The sequence below is a fragment of the Arthrobacter ramosus genome, from assembly GCF_039535095.1.
Classification (GTDB): Bacteria; Actinomycetota; Actinomycetes; order Actinomycetales; family Micrococcaceae; genus Arthrobacter; species Arthrobacter ramosus.
In genome coordinates this window covers 2,330,388-2,349,186 of sequence record NZ_BAAAWN010000001.1, presented here as the reverse complement: position 1 = coordinate 2,349,186, position 18,799 = coordinate 2,330,388, and the positions used below count along the sequence as shown (strand labels likewise).

General features: G+C 63.4%; 17 protein-coding genes. 12 read left to right on the top strand and 5 right to left on the bottom strand.

What is annotated here, in order from left to right:
* Nucleotides 1-205 precede the first annotated feature (205 nt).
* From ABD742_RS10880 to ABD742_RS10870, 3 genes are all read left to right on the top strand, one after another.
* The gene (locus tag ABD742_RS10880; RefSeq protein ID WP_234754614.1) at nucleotides 206-1,105 is read left to right on the top strand and encodes a diacylglycerol/lipid kinase family protein; all 900 of its coding nucleotides are present in this window, start codon (nucleotides 206-208) and stop codon (nucleotides 1,103-1,105) included.
* Nucleotides 1,106-1,205: 100 nt separating this feature from the next.
* Nucleotides 1,206-3,473, top strand: coding sequence for a glycogen debranching protein GlgX (gene glgX / locus ABD742_RS10875; protein WP_234754616.1), 2,268 nt, complete (start codon nucleotides 1,206-1,208; stop codon nucleotides 3,471-3,473).
* Between the two features lie 108 nt (nucleotides 3,474-3,581).
* Complete coding sequence (locus tag ABD742_RS10870; RefSeq protein WP_234754617.1) at nucleotides 3,582-3,848, top strand: GlsB/YeaQ/YmgE family stress response membrane protein; 267 nt, start codon at nucleotides 3,582-3,584, stop codon at nucleotides 3,846-3,848.
* A 58-nt stretch (nucleotides 3,849-3,906) separates the two neighbouring features.
* Here the strand turns inward: ABD742_RS10870 and ABD742_RS10865 are convergent, their stop codons facing one another.
* The gene (locus ABD742_RS10865; protein WP_234754619.1) at nucleotides 3,907-4,206 is read right to left on the bottom strand and encodes a muconolactone Delta-isomerase family protein; all 300 of its coding nucleotides are present in this window, start codon (nucleotides 4,204-4,206) and stop codon (nucleotides 3,907-3,909) included.
* 145 nt (nucleotides 4,207-4,351) lie between these two features.
* Here ABD742_RS10865 and ABD742_RS10860 point away from each other — a divergent pair, with 145 nt between their 5' ends.
* Nucleotides 4,352-5,278, top strand: coding sequence for a LysR family transcriptional regulator (locus ABD742_RS10860; RefSeq protein WP_234754621.1), 927 nt, complete (start codon nucleotides 4,352-4,354; stop codon nucleotides 5,276-5,278).
* A gap of 14 nt (nucleotides 5,279-5,292) precedes the next feature.
* Here the strand turns inward: ABD742_RS10860 and ABD742_RS10855 are convergent, their stop codons facing one another.
* The 4 genes from ABD742_RS10855 to ABD742_RS10840 all read right to left on the bottom strand — a co-directional run bounded on the left by ABD742_RS10855 (nucleotide 5,293) and on the right by ABD742_RS10840 (nucleotide 9,399).
* Nucleotides 5,293-6,081 (bottom strand): pyridoxal-phosphate dependent enzyme, encoded by a 789-nt coding sequence (locus tag ABD742_RS10855; protein WP_344789327.1) that lies wholly within the window; start codon nucleotides 6,079-6,081, stop codon nucleotides 5,293-5,295.
* 173 nt (nucleotides 6,082-6,254) lie between these two features.
* Nucleotides 6,255-7,355, bottom strand: a complete 1,101-nt coding sequence (locus ABD742_RS10850; RefSeq protein WP_234754626.1) for an ABC transporter permease — start codon at nucleotides 7,353-7,355, stop codon at nucleotides 6,255-6,257.
* Nucleotides 7,355-8,464, bottom strand: a complete 1,110-nt coding sequence (locus ABD742_RS10845) for an ABC transporter permease (protein ID WP_234754628.1) — start codon at nucleotides 8,462-8,464, stop codon at nucleotides 7,355-7,357. The genes ABD742_RS10850 and ABD742_RS10845 overlap by 1 nt, the downstream gene beginning before the upstream one ends.
* Nucleotides 8,461-9,399: an ABC transporter ATP-binding protein gene (locus ABD742_RS10840; RefSeq protein ID WP_234754636.1), complete on the bottom strand. Its 939-nt coding sequence runs from the start codon at nucleotides 9,397-9,399 to the stop codon at nucleotides 8,461-8,463. The genes ABD742_RS10845 and ABD742_RS10840 overlap by 4 nt, the downstream gene beginning before the upstream one ends.
* A 289-nt stretch (nucleotides 9,400-9,688) precedes the next feature.
* Here ABD742_RS10840 and ABD742_RS10835 point away from each other — a divergent pair, with 289 nt between their 5' ends.
* From ABD742_RS10835 to ABD742_RS10800, 8 genes are read left to right on the top strand one after another with little or no spacing between them, the layout of a single operon-like run.
* Nucleotides 9,689-10,861, top strand: coding sequence for a sugar ABC transporter substrate-binding protein (locus ABD742_RS10835; RefSeq protein WP_234754638.1), 1,173 nt, complete (start codon nucleotides 9,689-9,691; stop codon nucleotides 10,859-10,861).
* Nucleotides 10,861-12,396 (top strand): sugar ABC transporter ATP-binding protein, encoded by a 1,536-nt coding sequence (locus ABD742_RS10830; protein ID WP_234754639.1) that lies wholly within the window; start codon nucleotides 10,861-10,863, stop codon nucleotides 12,394-12,396. The genes ABD742_RS10835 and ABD742_RS10830 overlap by 1 nt, the downstream gene beginning before the upstream one ends.
* Nucleotides 12,393-13,367, top strand: coding sequence for an ABC transporter permease (locus ABD742_RS10825; protein WP_234754641.1), 975 nt, complete (start codon nucleotides 12,393-12,395; stop codon nucleotides 13,365-13,367). Before ABD742_RS10830 ends, ABD742_RS10825 begins: the two co-directional genes overlap by 4 nt.
* Nucleotides 13,364-14,254, top strand: coding sequence for an enoyl-CoA hydratase/isomerase family protein (locus ABD742_RS10820; protein WP_234754643.1), 891 nt, complete (start codon nucleotides 13,364-13,366; stop codon nucleotides 14,252-14,254). The genes ABD742_RS10825 and ABD742_RS10820 overlap by 4 nt, the downstream gene beginning before the upstream one ends.
* Nucleotides 14,241-15,479, top strand: coding sequence for a CaiB/BaiF CoA transferase family protein (locus ABD742_RS10815; protein WP_234754645.1), 1,239 nt, complete (start codon nucleotides 14,241-14,243; stop codon nucleotides 15,477-15,479). The genes ABD742_RS10820 and ABD742_RS10815 overlap by 14 nt, the downstream gene beginning before the upstream one ends.
* A gap of 25 nt (nucleotides 15,480-15,504) precedes the next feature.
* Nucleotides 15,505-16,203 carry a GntR family transcriptional regulator gene (locus ABD742_RS10810; RefSeq protein WP_234754647.1) on the top strand — a complete coding sequence of 233 codons (699 nt, stop codon included), beginning with the start codon at nucleotides 15,505-15,507 and terminating at the stop codon, nucleotides 16,201-16,203.
* On the top strand, nucleotides 16,200-17,609 hold the full coding sequence (locus tag ABD742_RS10805) for an amidase (protein WP_234754648.1): 1,410 nt from the start codon (nucleotides 16,200-16,202) through the stop codon (nucleotides 17,607-17,609). Before ABD742_RS10810 ends, ABD742_RS10805 begins: the two co-directional genes overlap by 4 nt.
* Nucleotides 17,599-18,720: a ring-opening amidohydrolase gene (locus ABD742_RS10800; protein ID WP_234754650.1), complete on the top strand. Its 1,122-nt coding sequence runs from the start codon at nucleotides 17,599-17,601 to the stop codon at nucleotides 18,718-18,720. The genes ABD742_RS10805 and ABD742_RS10800 overlap by 11 nt, the downstream gene beginning before the upstream one ends.
* Nucleotides 18,721-18,799: the final 79 nt, after the last annotated feature.

The window sequence follows — 18,799 nt, the reverse complement described above, 5'->3', positions numbered from 1 at the left end:
CGGTGGTGTTGGAGTGTCCATCGGTCTGCCTTCGCTTCTCGTCCCGCGCGGTTACCCCTGGAAGGGGTAGAGGTGGCACGAAAGTCTACCGGGCCTTGCTGGTTGTTCCGTTCAGCTAAGTAGCCTGGGTCCCAATCCCTTAGGGTGCGGCCGAAGATTGTAAGTACACTTACTGAAGTCATCACGAGCAAATATCGGAGCGGCAATGACTTCTGCACGGACCTTTGAATCGATCGTCATCATTTTCAATCCCAACAGCACCGGGGACGCACGCAGACTGGCCGAGGGTCTCCACGGCGAGTTGGAGGATCTCCTCAGCTACCCTGCGGACATCAGGCTCCAGCCGACCAGCCACGCCGGACATGCTGTCGAGCTGGCACGCGATGCTGTACGCGGTCGCGGGGACGTGTTGGTGGTTTCCGTCAGTGGTGACGGCGGCTACAACGAGGTCGTCAACGGTGTGATGCAAGGCGGCAATCCCAGGGCCGTGTGCGCGGTGCTGGGGGCGGGCAATGCCAATGATCACCGGCGGAGCACAGGGACCCAGCCGCTGGGGGAAGCGATCGCCGCGGGCAGGGTGCGGAGCATCGACTTACTGCGCGTCCACACGGGCAAAGGATCGGACTCGCCCGGGGAGTACGCGCACTCCTATGTCGGCTTCGGGCTGACGCCGGTGGTGGCGATGGACTTGGAAAAGGGCGGCAAGGGAGCACTGAAGGAAATGGTCTCCGTGATGCGGACCTTCTCGAAGTTTGAGCCCTTCGAAATACGCCAGGCCGACGGCGCGCGCCGCAGCCTGGACAGCCTCGTGCTCGCCAACATTCCGGAGATGGCGAAGTACGCCACGCTCAGCGACGCGGACCACAAGCTCGCTGACGGAAAATTCGAAGTGATCGTCTTTGCCCACATGCCAAAGTGGCGGGTCCTCTTGACGGCGCTGCGGGCAGCCACCAAGGGCCTGGGAGATCAGCCCAGCGCGAGCAGCTACTCGTTCACCACCCTCAAGCCCCTGAGCTACCAGATCGACGGCGAAGTGAAATCCGTTGACGCGAACATGCCGGTCAGGATCGAGTGCGCCCCGGCGGCCCTCTCCACCTTGGGATAAACAAAGCCCGCCCGGTGAAATGAATCTCATGGTGGAGCGATCCGGGATATAGTCAGCAAGCTTAGTACTTGCCGGGATGGACAACATAAGAGGAGCACGAATGGAAATTTGGCCCGGATCGGCGTATCCCCTTGGCGCCACCTTCGACGGAACCGGAACCAACTTCGCCTTGTTCAGCGAGAGGGCTGAAAAAGTCGAGCTTTGCCTGTTTCAGGAGGACGGCTCCGAAACCAAAGTCGATGTCGTGGAAGTCGATGGTTATGTTTGGCACTGTTACCTGCCGCAGGTCCAGCCGGGCCAAAAGTATGGCTACCGCGTGCACGGCCCCTACGAGCCTGCGTCCGGCAACCGTTTCAATCCCAACAAGCTCCTCCTGGACCCTTACGCGAAGGCAGTGCACGGCCAGATCGACTGGGATCCCGCTCTGTTTTCTTACGACATGGGAGATCCGGACTCCCGCAATGACAAGGACTCCGCGCCCCACATGATGATGGGCGTGGTCATCAACCCGTTCTTCGACTGGGACGGCGACCACCTCCCGCGGATCCCGTACCACCGGTCCGTGATCTACGAGGCGCACGTCAAGGGCCTGACCCGGCTCCACCCTGAGGTTCCGGAGGAGCAGCGCGGCACGTATGCCGGCGTGGCCCACCCGGCCGTGATTTCCCACTTGCAGAAGCTCGGCATCACGGCCATCGAACTCATGCCGGTGCACCAGTTCACGAACGATGGCATCCTGCAGGACAAGGGGCTGAACAACTACTGGGGCTACAACACGATCGGGTTCTTCGCCCCGCACAACAGCTACAGCTCCGCGGGGGACGCCGGCCAGCAGGTCCAGGACTTCAAGGCCATGGTCCGTTCCCTCCACCGAGCCGGCATCGAGGTCATTCTCGACGTCGTGTACAACCACACCGCCGAAGGCAACCACCTTGGCCCGACACTGTCCTTCAAGGGCATCGACAACGCCGCCTATTACCGCCTGATGGATGGTGACGAGAAGCACTACATGGACTACACGGGCACCGGCAACTCGCTGAACGTGCGCAGCCCGCACTCGTTGCAGTTGCTGATGGATTCCCTGCGCTACTGGGTCACCGAAATGCACGTGGACGGTTTCCGATTCGACCTCGCGTCGACCCTGGCCCGTGAGTTCTACGACGTCGACAAGCTGTCCACCTTCTTCGAACTCATCCAGCAGGATCCGGTGGTCTCCCAGGTCAAGCTGATCGCCGAGCCGTGGGACGTCGGCCCGGGCGGCTACCAGGTGGGCAACTTCCCGCCGCAGTGGACGGAATGGAACGGCCAGTACCGGGACACGGTCCGCGATTTCTGGCGCGGCGAACCGTCCACCCTGGGCGAGTTCGCCTCCCGGTTGACCGGATCGGCGGACCTTTACGAGCATTCCGGCCGCCGCCCGGTGGCCTCCATCAACTTCGTCACGGCCCACGACGGCTTCACCCTGGCCGACCTGGTGTCCTACAACGAGAAGCACAACGAGGCGAACGGCGAGGGCAACAACGACGGCGAATCCCACAACCGTTCCTGGAACTGCGGTGTCGAGGGACCCACGGAGGATCCGAAGGTCCTGGGCCTTCGTGCCCGCCAGCAGCGGAACTTCATCGCCTCCATGCTCCTGTCCCAAGGTGTCCCGATGCTGCTGCACGGTGACGAGCTCGGACGGACACAGCGGGGCAACAACAACGGCTATTGCCAGGACTCCGAGCTGACGTGGATCAACTGGGACAGCGTGGACCAGCCGCTGGTCGAGTTCACGGCCGCGGTCAGTGCCTTGCGCGCCAAGCATCCCACCTTCCGGCGCAGCCGCTTCTTCGACGGACGCCCGGTACTACGAGGCGAAGGCGAGAGGCTTCCGGACATTGAATGGCTTGACGTCGACGGAACCACCATGACGCCGTCGGACTGGGACAGCGGCTTCGGCCGCTCGGTAGGCGTTTTCCTCAACGGCGACGGCATCCAAGGAAAGGACAACCAAGGCCGGCGCATCACGGACGTCAACTTCCTGCTCTACTTCAACGCCCACGACGACGAAGTCAAGTTCAGGCTGCCCTCGGACGAATACGCACCTGCCTGGGACATCATCATCGACACCGCCGGCGGCGGAGCCGACACCGCGCCCGTCGAAGCAGACGGCATGGTGTCCCTCGTGGCGAAGTCACTCGTAGTGCTTCGTGCGCACAGCGCTCCCGAGGAGGTGCCCGACCACTCGGTGGCCGCGTCGCTCGCAGCGCTGACGCATACGGCTACCGCCGAAACCGCGGCGCTCACATCACCTACCGTTCCCGAGCCGAAGAAGACGAAGAAGCCGGCGGCCGGGCGGCGGCCAAGCAAGCGGAACACTCCGTGAAGGGTCGGCTATTTCTTGATCGGGGCCTTGCCTGTCAGTAAGCATGCTGATTGACTCAGAGGCGAAGCGCCGGACTGGCGCTGGTCTTCGTTGCAAAGGAGATGCACCATGGGATTTCTCGCTTTTCTTCTGCTCGGCCTGATCGCGGGCGCCATCGCAAAGGCCATTCTTCCTGGAAGGCAAGGCGGCGGCTTGCTGCTTACCCTTCTTCTGGGAGTTGTCGGGGCGTTTCTTGGTGGTTGGATCGGTTCCCTCGCCTTCGGTGGTGGGCTGGGAGACTTCTTCGATCTGAGGACCTGGCTGCTGTCCATCCTGGGAGCCATCATCGTGCTTCTGATCTTCGGCGCAGTCAGAGGACGTCGAAGCAGGGTCTAGTCGCGGAGGCAGGGACCCGTGGAGTACGCGCTTCTATCGTCCATACCTGCGATGCTGGTCAGGCCTTCGCCGCCACGGGATCGTTCGGGTGTGGATTCAGCGGCGTGATCTCCACAGTCATCCACACATGCAACGGGAGCGAGGCCAGGATCTCCTTGAGATCGGCCTCCGTGTCGGCGCTCCAGAGGCCGAGAGTGCGCCACTCGCCCGGCTCCGTGGGCGGCCTCCACAATCGCAGGAGGTGGCCCATCTGCGCCAGTTCGGCAGCGCGGATAGCCTCGCGATCCTTTGTAGCGTCGACCGTCGATTCCGGCGTTCCATGCGGGACGTTCGTGGTGAGGGTGGTGAGGAATTCCATGGCACTGATTTCTTTCTTGTTGTTAGATGCGGCCTGTTGTGCCCTTTCATTGAGTCAACCCGAGCGCCGGTCTGCGGTCCACGACTTGTATCCGAACACTGGTAGGCCCCGCCTCTCACCGGTCATCCCGGCGTACAATCGACCCGTGGAACTCCGGCAGCTCACCTACTTCGTCGCTGTCGCCGAGGAGCTGCATTTCGGTCGAGCCGCAGAGCGGCTTCACATTGCGGGGCCGTCGCTCTCCCAACAGATCATCAACCTCGAGCGCGAGCTCGGGACTCGGCTCCTCATCCGTGATCGCAGGCACGTCGAGTTGACCCCCGCCGGCAACGAGTTCCTGGCTGATGCCCGGGAGGTCTTGGCCGCTGCCGCACGAGCGTTCGATCGGGCTCGCAACGGCGACCGACAGCTGCCGCTGCGGCTGGGCTATGTCAGTTGGCTTCCCCCAGGGATCGCGACTATGCCCAACCTTCGGATCCGGATCGACGAGTGGGTCCTGCCATCCCACACCCAGGCAGCGCGGGTGGCCGAAGGCAGCCTCGATCTCGCCATCGCGTGGATTGAGGAGGCAGACGTTGTGCGGCAGGGCCTGGCCGCCGAGCTTTTAAAGTACGAGCGACTGCAAGCGGTCATGCCAGGCACGCACCACGCGGCTCGTCACGACAGTGTGCCAGCAGCCGGACTCACGGTCCTCGTCGATGTCGACGAAGCGTCCTGGGACTCGTGGAACCGCTATGCGTTGGCCTTCGCGCAGGCCAGTGGGGCGTCCGTCACACACATCGACGACGGTGGCATTACCGGACCCGCGTTCTTCGAGCACGTAGCCCGTTTGAGGCGGCCAGTGCTCCAGTCGCCCAAGCGTCATGCCGCGCCGATGCCACCCACGTTGACCCGTCGGCCTGTCACGTCCCCGGTACCGCTGTGGGCTTGGGATCTGCTGCACCGCGCGGATGACATGCGGCCTATGGTCACGAGCGCGATCCGAACGTTGATCGACGGTGCCTCGGCGGCTGGGTGGCGAATACCGCCGACCGAAACCCACTGGCCCCTAACCGGTGGAAAGCAAGGGTGATGGGCTTCGCACCCCTAGGACTGGATTTGGTCGTTGCCGAAAAGACCTGGCAGCCCGCCTGTATGGAGAAACACTGCGGTGCCTTCCGGTAGACGATCGTGGCGTGCTGCGCTGATTAAGCCGGCCATAGCGCGCCCGGTATATGTCGGATCGAGGATAATGCCTTCCATCCGAGCGGTCAGATGTATCGCTTCTCGTGCCGCCTCCGTGAGGTATTCGTATCCGGCGCCGACCTGCTCTTCATCAATGCGAAGCGCACCGCTGGCAAAGCCCATCTCGTCGATGAGGCGTGCGACGGCACCTCGCGCATCTTTGAGCGCTCCGGAGTCAACACCGAGTACGCGCTCCGCTCCGATGGCTGCGACCAGGCCGGCCATCGTTCCGCCGGAGCCTACTGCGACGGTAACGCTCCCCAGATCAGGTACCTGCTCGAGTAGCTCCATTCCCGCTTGCCGATACGCCTCCGCGCTGAGGGCGTTCGTTCCGCCGAAGGGTATCCGAAACGCGTCGCCTTCGCTCGCTAATTCTGCGGCGATGGTTTCAGTGTCCGAGGTCCCTGCGAATACAAGCTCAGCTCCCAGGATTTGATCGAGCAGGAGGTTGCCAGTGAGTTTTTCCGGGCGTTCTCCCGCAAGTACGAGTATCACGTGCATTCCAAGGCGAGCTCCTGCGGCAGCCGTGAGCCGCGCGTGATTGCTTTGCTGAGCGCCAGTGGTGACGAGGACGCGCGTATGGTGCTTTACAGCGTCCGCCATCATGATTTCGAGCTTACGCACCTTGTTGCCACCGCCCGCAAGGCCCATCAGGTCATCGCGTTTGAAGACCAAACGGTCTCGGGGCATGCCGAGGGCCGCAGCTAGCCGGGTACCGCTTCTACCGGGGTCGGCCGTATAAAGAATTGCATCTTCTTTTCCATCCTTAGCTTCGTGTCAAAGGTCACGGGAACGGGCGGAGGGCGGACGGCGGACGGCGGAAGCTAGTAGGCGACCAGCCGGCGCCGAAGAGACACCGTCCCTAAAACGAGCCCGCCTGCGGCCGTAGCCAGCAGGACCGCGAGGTCCCGGCCCAGGTTATCGGTCGACTGGTAGAAGATTGCGGCCTCGAGCGCGTCCACGCCGTAGAAGGTCGGCGTAAAGTGCGCTACGGCCTGGATCCATCCGGGCAGGAAAGCCGCGACGCCGATTCCTCCGCTCAGGAAGAACAGGTAGATCGCCACGTTGATGCCCGACGCCGACACTGCTGAGAATCGGCGCAAGGCGCCTCCCAGCGCTGTCCCAAGGCCGGCCGCGGCCAAGGCGATGAGCGCGGTGACTGCCAGTGCCGGAAGCCAGTACCACCCGGCTGGTCGCAGGAAGCCGGAGATCGCCGAGAGGATCAGCACCACCGCCGCCACCAGCATCGTGGTCACCCAGCACGCCAGGATCTTGCCTGCAATCAGGGTCCCGCGGCTGATTGGAGAGAGAAGTAACGCCTTGATTGTCAGGTCCTCGAACTCCCGGGCGGTGGCCAGACCGCCGTTGACGACGCCCATGAGCGTTAGAAGCAGCACGAGGATGGGGACCAGCTCAAACTGCACCAGGCCGACGTCGTGGGGTCTCAGATCCGACTCGGCGACGCCGACCATGATCGGATTGTCCGGCTGGCCGGCGTAGAAGCGGGTAATCGCCGCTGGCAGCGATCGGCGCAGGTCGTTGGTGAAGTCGAGGTTGAGGTTGTTGATCCGGATCTGCACAGGGTCCGGCCGATGCATCCGGTAGTCGTCGTCGAAGGATGCGGGGATGGTGATGGCGGCCGCGACCTGGAGCGTGTCCAGCAGGTGCGTGGCCTCGTCCGGGGTTGCAGGCTGGACGCGGAACGCGTCGGACTCTTCCAGGATGGACACGAGGCGCTGGGCCTGCGGCCCGTTGTCCTCGACCACCACCGCCACGGGGTTGCGGCCGGTTGCCCCGGCGACGATGAAGATGATCAGCAAGAAGGCGATCGGCGGCAGGAGGCTGACCGCGATGGCCGCCGGTGTGCGCGCCCAGGTCACGATGTCTTTCGCCGCAATCGCGAGCGCTGCCCGGACCGCTCCCATTAGTGCGCGACTCCCCGGCGTCGGAACACCAATGCGGTGAGCACGACCGTTACCAACGTGAACACAGCCAGCACGATCGTGTCGACGGCGAGGTCCTGGGTGGCTGTCTGGTAGCCGTGGAAGGCATGCTGGAAAGCTGCGATCGCATAGGTGAGCGGCGATACGGCGGCGATGGCACCGGGAACGGCGCCCAACCAGTTCGCCGGCCCGAAAGGCCCGCTCAAAAAGAAGAGCGGGAGGATGCAGGCGATGGAGAGCGGGATTGCTTGCTGCCGCCGTCGAACCAGCGTTCCGGCGAGCACGCCGAGGGCAAGGAAGGCGGCGATCATCAGCAATCCGAACCCGAGCACTTCCAGGGGATGGAGCGGGTGCACGCCGATCACCAGGATGACGACGCCCAGCACCAGCAGTGCCGACGCCACGGTGAGCGCGGCCGAGCCAAGCATCTTTCCGAGCCCGATCGCCAGCCGGCCAACCGGCGCCAGTACCAGCTCTTTGACGGTCCCCAGCTCGTAGTCCCGTGCGGTGTTGACACTGCCTTGCAGGATTGCGGCGAGCATCAGGCCGGCCACGACGATGCTGACGGCTAGGTAGGGAATGTAGCCGGTGTCCTGGGCCTGCACATCGGACTCGAGCGCACTCACCACCACTTGGTCAGGGAACGCGTCGGCGTAGAAGGAAGTTATCGAGAGGGGCACCGCCCGGCGGATGTCGTTGGTGAAGTCGACGTTGAGGTTGTTGACCTCGACCGGCACGTCCACCCGCGCTCCGGCGCCCAGCGCGGCATCGAAATCCTGTGGTACCGTCACGACGGCGACGATGCTTCCTGCCCGGATCTCACTTTCCGCTTCGGCCGAGGTTGCGGTGTGGATGATGAACGAATGCGCTCCGTCCATGGCCTGAACGAAGCGTTCCGCCAACGGTCCGTGGTCATTCATCACCACGGCGATCGGTGCCTGTCCACCGCTGATCGCAAAGAGCAAGAAGAGAAGCAAAAAGTTGATCGGGATGAGGACGCCGATGATCGCGAACAACGGCTCCCGAAGGGTGAGGCGGATGTCCGTCGCCGCTACTGCCCGGATCACACGCAGGTCATGACGGAGACTCATTCCCGGAGCTCCTTGCCTGTCAGGCTCAGGAATACCTCGTCAAGGCTCGGTTCGCGGCTCTGGATCTCCTCCAGGTTCGTGGAACCGACGACGGCGGTCACCACCCTGCCGGTGACATCGGCGCCGCCCTCCACTGTGACCTTGAGCGAACTGTCGGACCTGCTCGCGGACACCACGCCGGGCAGCGAACGGACCTTCCGGAGGATTTCCTCCCCGGGAGCGGGCCGGGTGCGCATTTCGACGACCGTGTCACCGAAGCTGCGCCTTAGCTTGGACGGCGAGTCGAGCGCCACCAGCCGCCCGCGATCGATGATGGCCAGGCGATCGCAGAGGACGTTGGCCTCCTCGAGGTAGTTGGTGGTGATGAGCACCGTGGTACCGCGGTCCTTGAGCTCGAGGATCCGGTCCCAGAGCGCACGCCGGCTCTGTACATCGACCCCCAAGGCGGGCTCGTCGAAGTAGAGCAGCTCGGGCTCGTGGAGAAGTGCCCGGACCAGGGCAAGGCGTCGTTTCATGCCGCCGGAGAAGGTGGAAACGCGGCTCTTCCGGCGTTCCTCCAACTGCGCCAGCTCAAGCAGCGAGGTGATCCGTTTGTCGAGTCCCTGCCGGGGAACGTCGAAGAGATCGGCGTGGAACCGGAGGTTGGCTTCCGCTGTGAGCTCCTCGTAGAGGGCGTTCTCCTGCGGTACTGTCCCGAGCGAACGTCGGATCCCGCGTGGATCCTTCAGGAGGTCGATGCCCAGGACCCTGACCGCGCCGGAGCTTGGGCGGCTGAGGCCGCTGATCATGTTGATGGTGGTCGTTTTGCCCGAGCCGTTGGGCCCGAGAAGACCGAAAATCTCCCCTCGTTCAACCTGCAGGCTGAGGTCGTCGACGGCGGTGAGCGAGCCGAATCGCTTTGTCACGCCTATGAGCTCAATGGCCGTTTCAGTCATGCCTTTTCCTCCCCGAACAGCGGGAGAAGGAACGCGGTCGCGATCCGATGCGCAGACTCATTTGGCGGCGTCACGGCTCCATGATGGGGCGGTGCCGAACAAAATACAAGCGGTCCCGCTGACTCATCAGAGTTTCGACGAGGTGCGGAATCCGAACGTGGTCCTCCACCACGCGGCTGCGAAGAAGTTGGAGAAAATTGTATACAGTAGTCTAAAGACGGAGTAAGGTGATGCGTATCACGCAGCATGGCTGGCCGCCCCGCTGCCCGAACACATTGAAGGAACCACAATGATGCGCACCACCCGATTCAGGGCACTGACACTCTCCCTGGCCGCCATGACGCTCGTGGCACTGGCAGGCTGTTCCGAGGGCGGCAGTGCGGCCACGTCCGGAACGCAGAATCCTGCCATCGATACCACCGCGGTGAAGGCCCTCATCGACCAGGCGAAGGCGGCACCGTCGTTTTCCGCACCAGGTCCGGCTTTCGATGCTTCCAAGGCCAAGGGGAAAGTCGTGGCCAATATCAGTTTGAACAGCACTGTTCCGTTCAACCAGATTGTTGACGCTGCGATGGGAGACGCGGGCAAGGCTGTCGGAGTGAAGGTGGTTCAGTTCACCAACCAGGGACAGGTATCGCAGTGGATCCAGGGAATGGACAGCGCCATCGCCCAAAAGGTCGATGCGATCGTGCTCGAGGGCTCACCTGACCCGAAGCTCCTCGGACCACAGATTGCCGCGGCTAAGGCGGCAGGGATTCCCGTCATCAGCACCCACCTTTACGACGAGTCCTACATCGGTTCAGCAAAAAAGGATCTTCCTGATGTGACGGCCTTCGTAGACGCCCACCACTACCGCGCGGGGACGCTGATGGCCGACTATGCGATTGCGCAATCCGGCGGTCATGTGAACGCCTACTTTGTGGCCTCCAATGAAGTCCAGCCCAGCGCGGGGATCGCGTCCGCATTTAGCGACGAATTGAAAACCCGTTGCCCCGACAGCTGCAAGGCCAAGGTCGTGAACATCCCGATTTCGAACTGGGCGACCGACGTCCCCACCCAGGTCCAGGCTGCCTTGCTCAGCGATCCGACGATCAACTATGTTGTCCCGGTGTTCGACGGAATGACTCCGTTGCTTGGCACCGGCATCACCCAGGCGGGTAAGACAGACAGCGTCAAGATTGTTGCCTACAACGGAACAGCTTCGGTACTGAGCATGATCCAGGCGAAGAACCTTGTCGCAGCTGAAATCGGCGAACCCCTCGAATGGCTGGGATGGGCCAACATGGACCAGGTCCTTCGTGTCCTCACCGGCACGGCCACGCTTCCCAGTGAAAAAACTCCGTTGAGGCTCTTCGACTCAAGCAATGTCAATGAGACGGGAACACCCGCGAATCAGAAGGATGGCTACGGAGATCCGGCGAAATTCCAGGACGGATACAAGACCCTCTGGGGCGTGAAGTAATGTCAGCCGTTCTGCAGATCAACAACCTCGCCAAGACCTTCGGCGGAGTCAAGGCGCTGCAAGGGGTTGACCTCACTGTCAACGCCGGTGAGATCCACGGGCTTCTGGGCCAGAACGGTTCCGGCAAGTCCACGCTCATCAAGGTGCTCGCCGGATTCCACGAACCGGATGCCGGTGGCCGGTTGCTGGTGAACGGAAACGAAGTCAGGCTTCCGCTGGCCCCCGGAGACTACAAGGCGCTGGGGATGAGGTTTGTCCACCAGGATCTAGGTCTCATCTCCAGTCTGAGCGTCCTGGAGAATCTGTTTCTCGATGAGATTTCCACTGGACACTCCGCGGGCATCCGGTGGAGGTCCTGGCGCCGGATCGCCAACGAGCTGTTCAGGAAGTACAAGGTCGAGCTGGATCCGTCCGCTGCGGTCAGCACGCTTCGGCCTGTCGAACGGGCGCTCCTGGCAATTGTCCGGGCCGTCTCCGGTGCGCCTCGAAACGGTCTCCTGGTCCTTGATGAACCAACAGTGTTCCTGCCGCAGGACGACACGGAGATGCTCTTCGATCTGACCCGCAACGTCGCCGCGGGCGGGGCCGGGGTGTTGTTTGTCTCCCACGACCTTGAGGAAGTGAAACGCCTTACGAACCGATTCACCGTATTCCGGGACGGCCGCGTTGTCGGCAACGGCGCGACGGAGCAAACCAGCCGCGAGGAATTGGTCAAGCTGATCGTAGGCCACGAGCTCAAGGCTGTGTCCCACCGCAGCGCCGCGCAAATCGCGGCCACCAAGCCAATCGCAGTCATTGACGGGCTTAAGGGTGGCCTTGTCGCCGAGGCATCCTTCGCTGTTCATGAGGGAGAGATCCTCGGGGTGACAGGTTTGTCCGGGTCCGGTTTCGAGGATCTTCCCTACATTCTGTTCGGCGCGGCCAAAGCCGAGACCGGCACCCTGGCCTTGAACGGATCGGTCGTGCGTTTGCGGGGCCAAAACCCGACCAGCGCCTTCCGGTCAGGCATGGCGCTTGTTCCGGCCGACCGGCCTCGCGACGGGGCGATTCTCTCCCTCTCGGTCCTGGACAACGTCAGCATGCAGACCATGGACCAATTCCAGAAGGGCCCCATCCTTCGCCGCTCCCGCATGCGCGAGGAGGCCAAGAAGGTTCTTTCCGCCTTCCAGGTGCGGCCCAATGATCCGACCCTGCCGTGTTCAAGCCTGTCCGGCGGCAACCAGCAAAAGGTTCTCATGGCCAAATGGCTGCAGACCAGACCGTCACTGCTGATGGTCCATGAACCGACACAGGGCGTCGACGTCGGCGCCCGCGAAGAAATTTTCAGCGTATTGCGGTCAGCGACCGCAGAAGGGATGGCTGTGCTATGCGCGAGCAGCGACCACGAACAACTGGCATTGATCTGCGACCGCGTCCTGGTATTCAGACAGGGGCGGATCGTGGCGGAATTGACCGGAACCCACGTGAACAAGGAAGAGATCTCGGAGCAGTCGTACGCAGTGGACCAGGACGCCCAACCGGCGGAGGCCTCATGACCCTACTCAAAGGCGGAGGCCGGCTCAGCCTTGTTCAGCGCATCGCACTGCCCGGGGCGTGGCTACTGCTGATCATAGGTTTCGGCATCGCCAATCCCCACGTCTTCCTGACCCCGGCGACGTTCCAGACGATGTTCGGCTCCCAAGCCGTCCTCCTCGTCCTGACACTGGCCCTGATCGTTCCCCTCACCGCCGGCGACTACGATCTTTCGGTCGGTGCGGTGCTCACCCTGTCGGCCATGATGATCGCTATCCTGAACGTCCAATACGGATGGCCCATCTGGGCCGCGATCATGGCCGCCCTCGCGATGGGCCTGCTGGTCGGTTTCCTCAACGGCATCATCATGGTCTTCTTCGGAATTGAATCGCTGATCGTCACCCTCGGCATGGGTACCTTGCTCGGCGGAATTACCCTCTGGGTCAGCAACTCCGCAACCATTTCGGGAATCTCGCACACTCTGGTGGACTGGGTCATCGTAAAACGCTTTGGCGGTATATCCTTGGCGTTCTTTTACGCCGTCGGCTTGTGCGCCCTGCTGTGGTGGATCATGGAATACACCTCCGTTGGACGCCGCCTGCTCTTCGTTGGGCGTGGCCGGAATGTCTCCAAGCTCAGCGGTGTCCGCGTCGGACGCGTACGGGTCGGCGCGCTGATGGGGTCCTCGACCCTTGCTGCAGTCGCGGGAGTCCTTTACGCCGGGACCTCAGGCGGCGCCGATCCCACCTCGGGCACGAACCTCTTGCTTCCCGCTTTCGCAGCGGCGTTCCTCGGAGCGACGAGCATCATGCCCGGCAGATTCAATCCGTGGGGGACTGCCATCGCCGTGTACTTCCTGGTCACGGGAATCACGGGGCTACAACTGATGGGGATCCAGTCCTACGTCCAGCAGCTCTTCTACGGCGGTGCCCTGCTCGTAGCGGTCGCCTTGTCCCAGCTATCCCGACGCCGGGTTCCATTGGACAACGGATGATGCGCGTCATAGAAGCTGCAAAGGATCTGCTCGCCGTCCTCGAAGCAGAGCCTTCAGCGGACACCGTGAAGGACATGATCGCAGTCCAGACACTGGCGCTGGGGAACAAGACCGCCGTCGTGGTCACGCTCACCCGCCCGGCCCAGCACAACGCCCTGACCCTCGCCGGCTGGCAGCGCCTGGGCGCGGTCTTCACCGACCTACGCGATGACCCCGCTGTGCGTGTCGTCATCGTGAGGGGCGCCGGGGGACGGGCCTTCGGTGCAGGCGCCGACATCTCGGAGTTCCCCGCAAAGCGCCTAGGGACCACCGCGGCAGACCGCTACAACGCAGCGATCGCCGTGGCCCTGCAGGGGATCCAGTCCGTACCCTTCCCGGTGATCGCCATGATCGCCGGCCTGGCCGTCGGCGGCGGATGCGAACTCGCAACAGCCTGCGACATCCGCTTGGCCAGCGGCGGCTCGCGTTTCGGCATTCCGATCGGCAGGCTCGGGGTGACGTTGGGGCTCACCGAGACACGCGCCGTCACCGGCCTCATCGGGGCCGCCAACCTCAAATACCTCGTCTACAGCGGCGCCCTCGCCACAGCGGACCAGGCCTTGGCCTGGGGCCTTGTCCAAAAGGTCGTCGAGGCCGGGGAACTGAGTGCCGAGACGGCCCGCTTGGCATGGAACATTGTCGAAAGCTCGGAAGTCACCGTGAGGGCTACCAAACAGGTAACGGCGCTCGCCGCCGACCCCACGGTCACGGATGGGCACGAACTGATCCGTGAACTGCACGCCCAGGCCTACGAGGGAAACGATCTCCGCGAAGGAATCGACGCATTTCTCACCGGCCGGACCCCGAATTTCACTGACGGAAGGATCCCCGCTCATGGCCGCGCTTGACGGTTTGAAAGTCATTGACCTTACCCGCTATCTTTCGGGTCCGACGTTGACGATGCTTTTGGCAGACCTAGGGGCCGACGTCATTAAGATCGAGACCCTCCCGACCGGGGATCCGGCCCGCCAGTCCGGCCCGTTCCACGGAGATGAAAGCGTCTACTATCTCGCATCGAACCGCAATAAGCGTTCGTTTGCCGTGGACCTCCGACAGGCGGAAGGCCGGGACCTGCTGCTGGGGCTCATCGATGACGCAGATGTCTTCGTCCAGAACTTCCGTCCGGGAACGGCCGAACAGATGGGTCTGGGCGCCGAACTGCTCCGGGCCCGCAATCCGCGGCTGATCTACGTCAATATCAGTGGATTCGGCACCAAGCCGCCAGGCGACGCGCTTCCCGGATTCGATCAGACGGCACAGGCGATGTCCGGCCTCATGAGTGTGACCGGGACACAGGAGACCGGACCGCTGCGCGTCGGGATTGCCATCAGCGACTCAGCGACGGGCGTCTTCGCGGCCGTCGGCGTCCTGGCGGCACTGCACGAGCGCGACCGGACGGGCTCGGGTTCGGTAGTTGAATCCTCGCTGATGGAGTCCACCCTGACGCTGATGTCGTACCAGGCGCAGAAGTACCTCAGCTTGGGTCTCGTCCCGGGACGAGACGGGAACGATCACCCGATCATGTTCCCGCAGGGGACGTTCAAGACCCGGGACGCGTCGGTGACCCTCGCGTCGGGGAACGAGAAGATGTGGCGGCGTCTCTGCACCGTGTTGAACCTGGATGGTTTGGCCGAGGACCCCAGATTCGCCGACAACGCTGGCCGCATGACCAACCGCGTCGAGCTCCGCCGTCTCATCGAGGATGCCCTGGCAACGCGGGGCGCGGACGAGTGGATCCCGCTCATCAACGACGCCGGCATTCCCTGCGGACGTGTGCTGGACCTGGAGCAAGCCCTTAATCACCCGATTACGGCGGCTTTGGGCATGGTGCAAACCGTTGAGCACCCGGAACTGGGTACCATGAAAGTGCTTGGCCAGGCGGTCAAGGTCCAGGGCAGCGAAGACGGCTGGCTGCGCCGCCCCGCACCCATGTTGGGCGAACACACGCTGGAAATCGCGGCGGAACTTGGCGTCCCGTCGTCGGAGATCGCCCGCCTGATGGAGGCCGGCATCATCACGGGTCCGGTCCACGTCCACCCGGACCTTGACAGAGTCAGCAATGGCGGACTATGAACCCGACCCACGATCAGGAGACACCATGAGTGCTGAAGCAACGGCCCACGGCACCAGCAAAGTCGTCGTCCCGACCATGGCCGACGCCGTCGTCCAGCGGCTGAGGGGCCTGATCGTGTCCGGGGAATTCCGGCCCGGGGAACGGCTCGTTGAGGAGCGGCTGTCGGAGATGTTCGGCGTCAGCCGGCCGCCCCTCCGGGAGGCCTTGCGGATACTTCAGCGGGACGGGCTGGTCCAAAGCCTTCCGCGTCGGGGCTTCATCGTCATCCCCATCACGGCCGAAGACGTCCGGGAGATCTATTCCCTCCGTTTCGCCTTGGAGCGGATGGCCGTGGAACTGGGCATGCCGGTCCTGGACCCGAGCCGGCTTCAGCCCATGCGCGATGCCCTCGAAGACATGCGCGTCGCCGCCGAAGAAATGAACGATGAAGCAGCGGTCGAGGCCAACAGCCGCTTCCACCTGGCGTTGATCTCGCTGCCGGGTCACAAACGGCTCATCAACACCTACGAAGGACTCCGCCTTCAGCTCGAGCTCTGCATGGGATACAACCTGAAGTTCCGCGAACAGATGTTCGGTGACCGCAAAGACATGCACCCCCGCCATGCTCAATTGCTGGAAAGCATCGAAACGGGTGACAAGGAAGCCGTCTTGTATGAGATCGCCCATCACGGCAACGCGTCTCTCCTTGAAAATCTCGATGATCTGATTGGCGCCGGAGGGTGACCGCCACCCGGGTGACCTTGCGGGAGCTCGCGGCGCAGGTGCGGTCCGGACGGTTGGCCGGTGACGCCCTTGTGAAGCATGCGGGGGACCAGATTGAACACCGCAACGGCACACTCAATGCCTTGGTCTGCAGCCGGAGCACCAATGCCCAGCAAGAAGCCGCTACATCGGACTGGACAGACCGCCCGCTTGCCGGCATTCCGTTCACCGTGAAAGACATGCTCGCGACGGCAGACCTGCCGACCACCTGCGGATCCCGGACCCTTGAAAACTGGAGCGCTGGAGTCGACGCAACTGCGGTGGCCAGAATGCGTGCCGCCGGCGCCGTCCTCATGGGCAAGTCCAACTGTCCGGAGTTTGCCCTGGGCGTGGACACGAACAACGAGTTGTTCGGCAGGACGTTCAATCCGCTCGGAGAGTGGACGCCAGGGGGATCCAGCGGCGGTGAAGCCGCCGCGATTGCCGCCGGAATGTCATTGGTGGGCCTCGGGAGCGACTACGGCGGCTCGATCCGCTGGCCGGCCCAGTGCACAGGCCTCGTCGGTCTGCGTCCAACCGTGGGACGCGTCCCCAGATCGGGGGAGCAGCCGACCCTTCCCGGCGCCGATCCGCTGGGAGTGGAGGCAGTCTCGTTCCAGGACGCCGTCCAGGTCATCGGCCCGATCGGCCGGAGCATCGATGACATGCACACAGTGCTTTCTGTGATCAGCGGCCCGGACGGAATCGACCCGGTCGCGGTCGACGAGCCGCTGGGGCACTACCGCGAAGTGGACCCGCGTGACATCGAAGTCCGCTGGGGTACCCACATCGGGAACGTCCCGGTGGACCCCGAGGTTGTGCGAACCGTCCTTTTCGCGGTCGAAGTACTCAGGTCATCCGGAACGCGTGTCCAGGAGGGCCTGCCCGACGCCGTCAACGACGGGCTTCAGGTCTATGACCTGCTCCGTGCCGCCGACGCCATGAGCACCATCGCCGCCCTCAATACTGCGCGCCCGGGACTCATTGGGGCCCCCGTCCGGGCCATGCTCGGAAACCGGACGGAACCCGGCCGAGCCGAACGCGCCGCGCTGTGGGAACACCGGAACCAGATTGTCGCCAAGCTTCGTCAGTGGCTCACGGGGGAGCGGGCCCTCATCCTGCCTGTGAGCGTTGACATCCCCCGGGACCTGCACGGGGATGTAGCGAACTTCCCCTTGCTGGCACCTAGCCGCGCCATAAGCCTTTGCGGCTTCCCGTCCTTGTCCGTGCCCGTCGCCACTGCCCACTCGGGAGCGCCCATCTCCGTCCAAGTCGTCGCGCCCCCTTTCAGGGAAGATATCGCGCTCGCGCTCGGCGCGGCGCTGGAGCAGGCGTCCGAAGGGGTGCGCACCACAACACTGAAGAACAGGATCCAGGATGCGAACTGACGTGCATGTATGCCAGATGCGAACCCCTGCCGATGTCTCGGAGATCGCCAAGCTCTTCGACGCCGGAACCATCGATCCCGCCGACGTCGTCGCCGTCGTGGGCAAGAGCGAAGGGACCGGTCTTGGCCGGGACGTCGGCCGGGAGACCGCCGACCTGGCAATCCGGACACTCCTCGCTCAGCGGACCGGATGCAGCCCGGCTGAGATCGCCGACCGGGTCTGCATCGTGCTCTCTGGCGGCAGCCCCGGGGTGATCACGCCCCACGTTGCCCTCTTCACGCGGACGGCCGACCCCGCTCCGAAACCGGGCAGCGGCAGTCCGCGCCTCGTCGTCGGGTTGTCACATTCCGAGGAAATCCTCCCCGAGGAAGTCGGGCGGATGGGCCAGATCTCCAAGGTCCGGTCGGCCGTCAGCGCTGCCATGGAGGATGCCGGGCTGACGGATCCGGCCGATGTCCACCTCGTCCTCGTCAAGGCGCCGTCCCTGACCGCCGAGTCGATCGCGGACGCTAACTCCCGTGGCCATGAAACTGTCACAAGGGACGTCTCCATCGGAGCCGAGGGCGCCATCTGCTACTCCAACGACGGATCCGCGCTCGGCGTCGCCCTCGCCTTGGGCGAGGCAGACGACTATCAAGTACACGATTCGATGGTACGCAGGGACTGGTCGGTGTTCTCGGACGTCGCCATGACTTCCTCCGGGGGCGAGAAAACCCATGCCGAAGTTCTGCTGCTCGGCAACTCCACGGACTCTTCCAGCCCACTGCGTATCGGCCACCGATCAATGCGGACCATCATCGACGCATCCGCCGTAAGCGGTGCTCTCGAATCCGCAGGCATCGGAGCCGGCTGCGACGTCAGTGAAACGTCAAAATCTGTTGTGTACGCCTTGGCCAAGATGATTATGCCCGAAACAGCCGAGCTGGACGGCCGACGCATCACCATGCTGGACGACCAGGTCGGTTACCACGTCGCCAAGGCAATGGGCGGCTTTCTCTTGGCCTCGCAGACCGGCCACACCACGGTCTTCGTCAGCGGTGGTGAGCGGAATTCGCATCAAGGCCCTCCCAACGGCAACCCGCTGGCAGTCATTGTCCGAGCGACGGAATGACGGACTCGCCGCTGTTGCAACCTTATCTAACCTTTGGGGCCTATTTTCGAAAGAACCGATATGAACTGGCCTGAAAGCG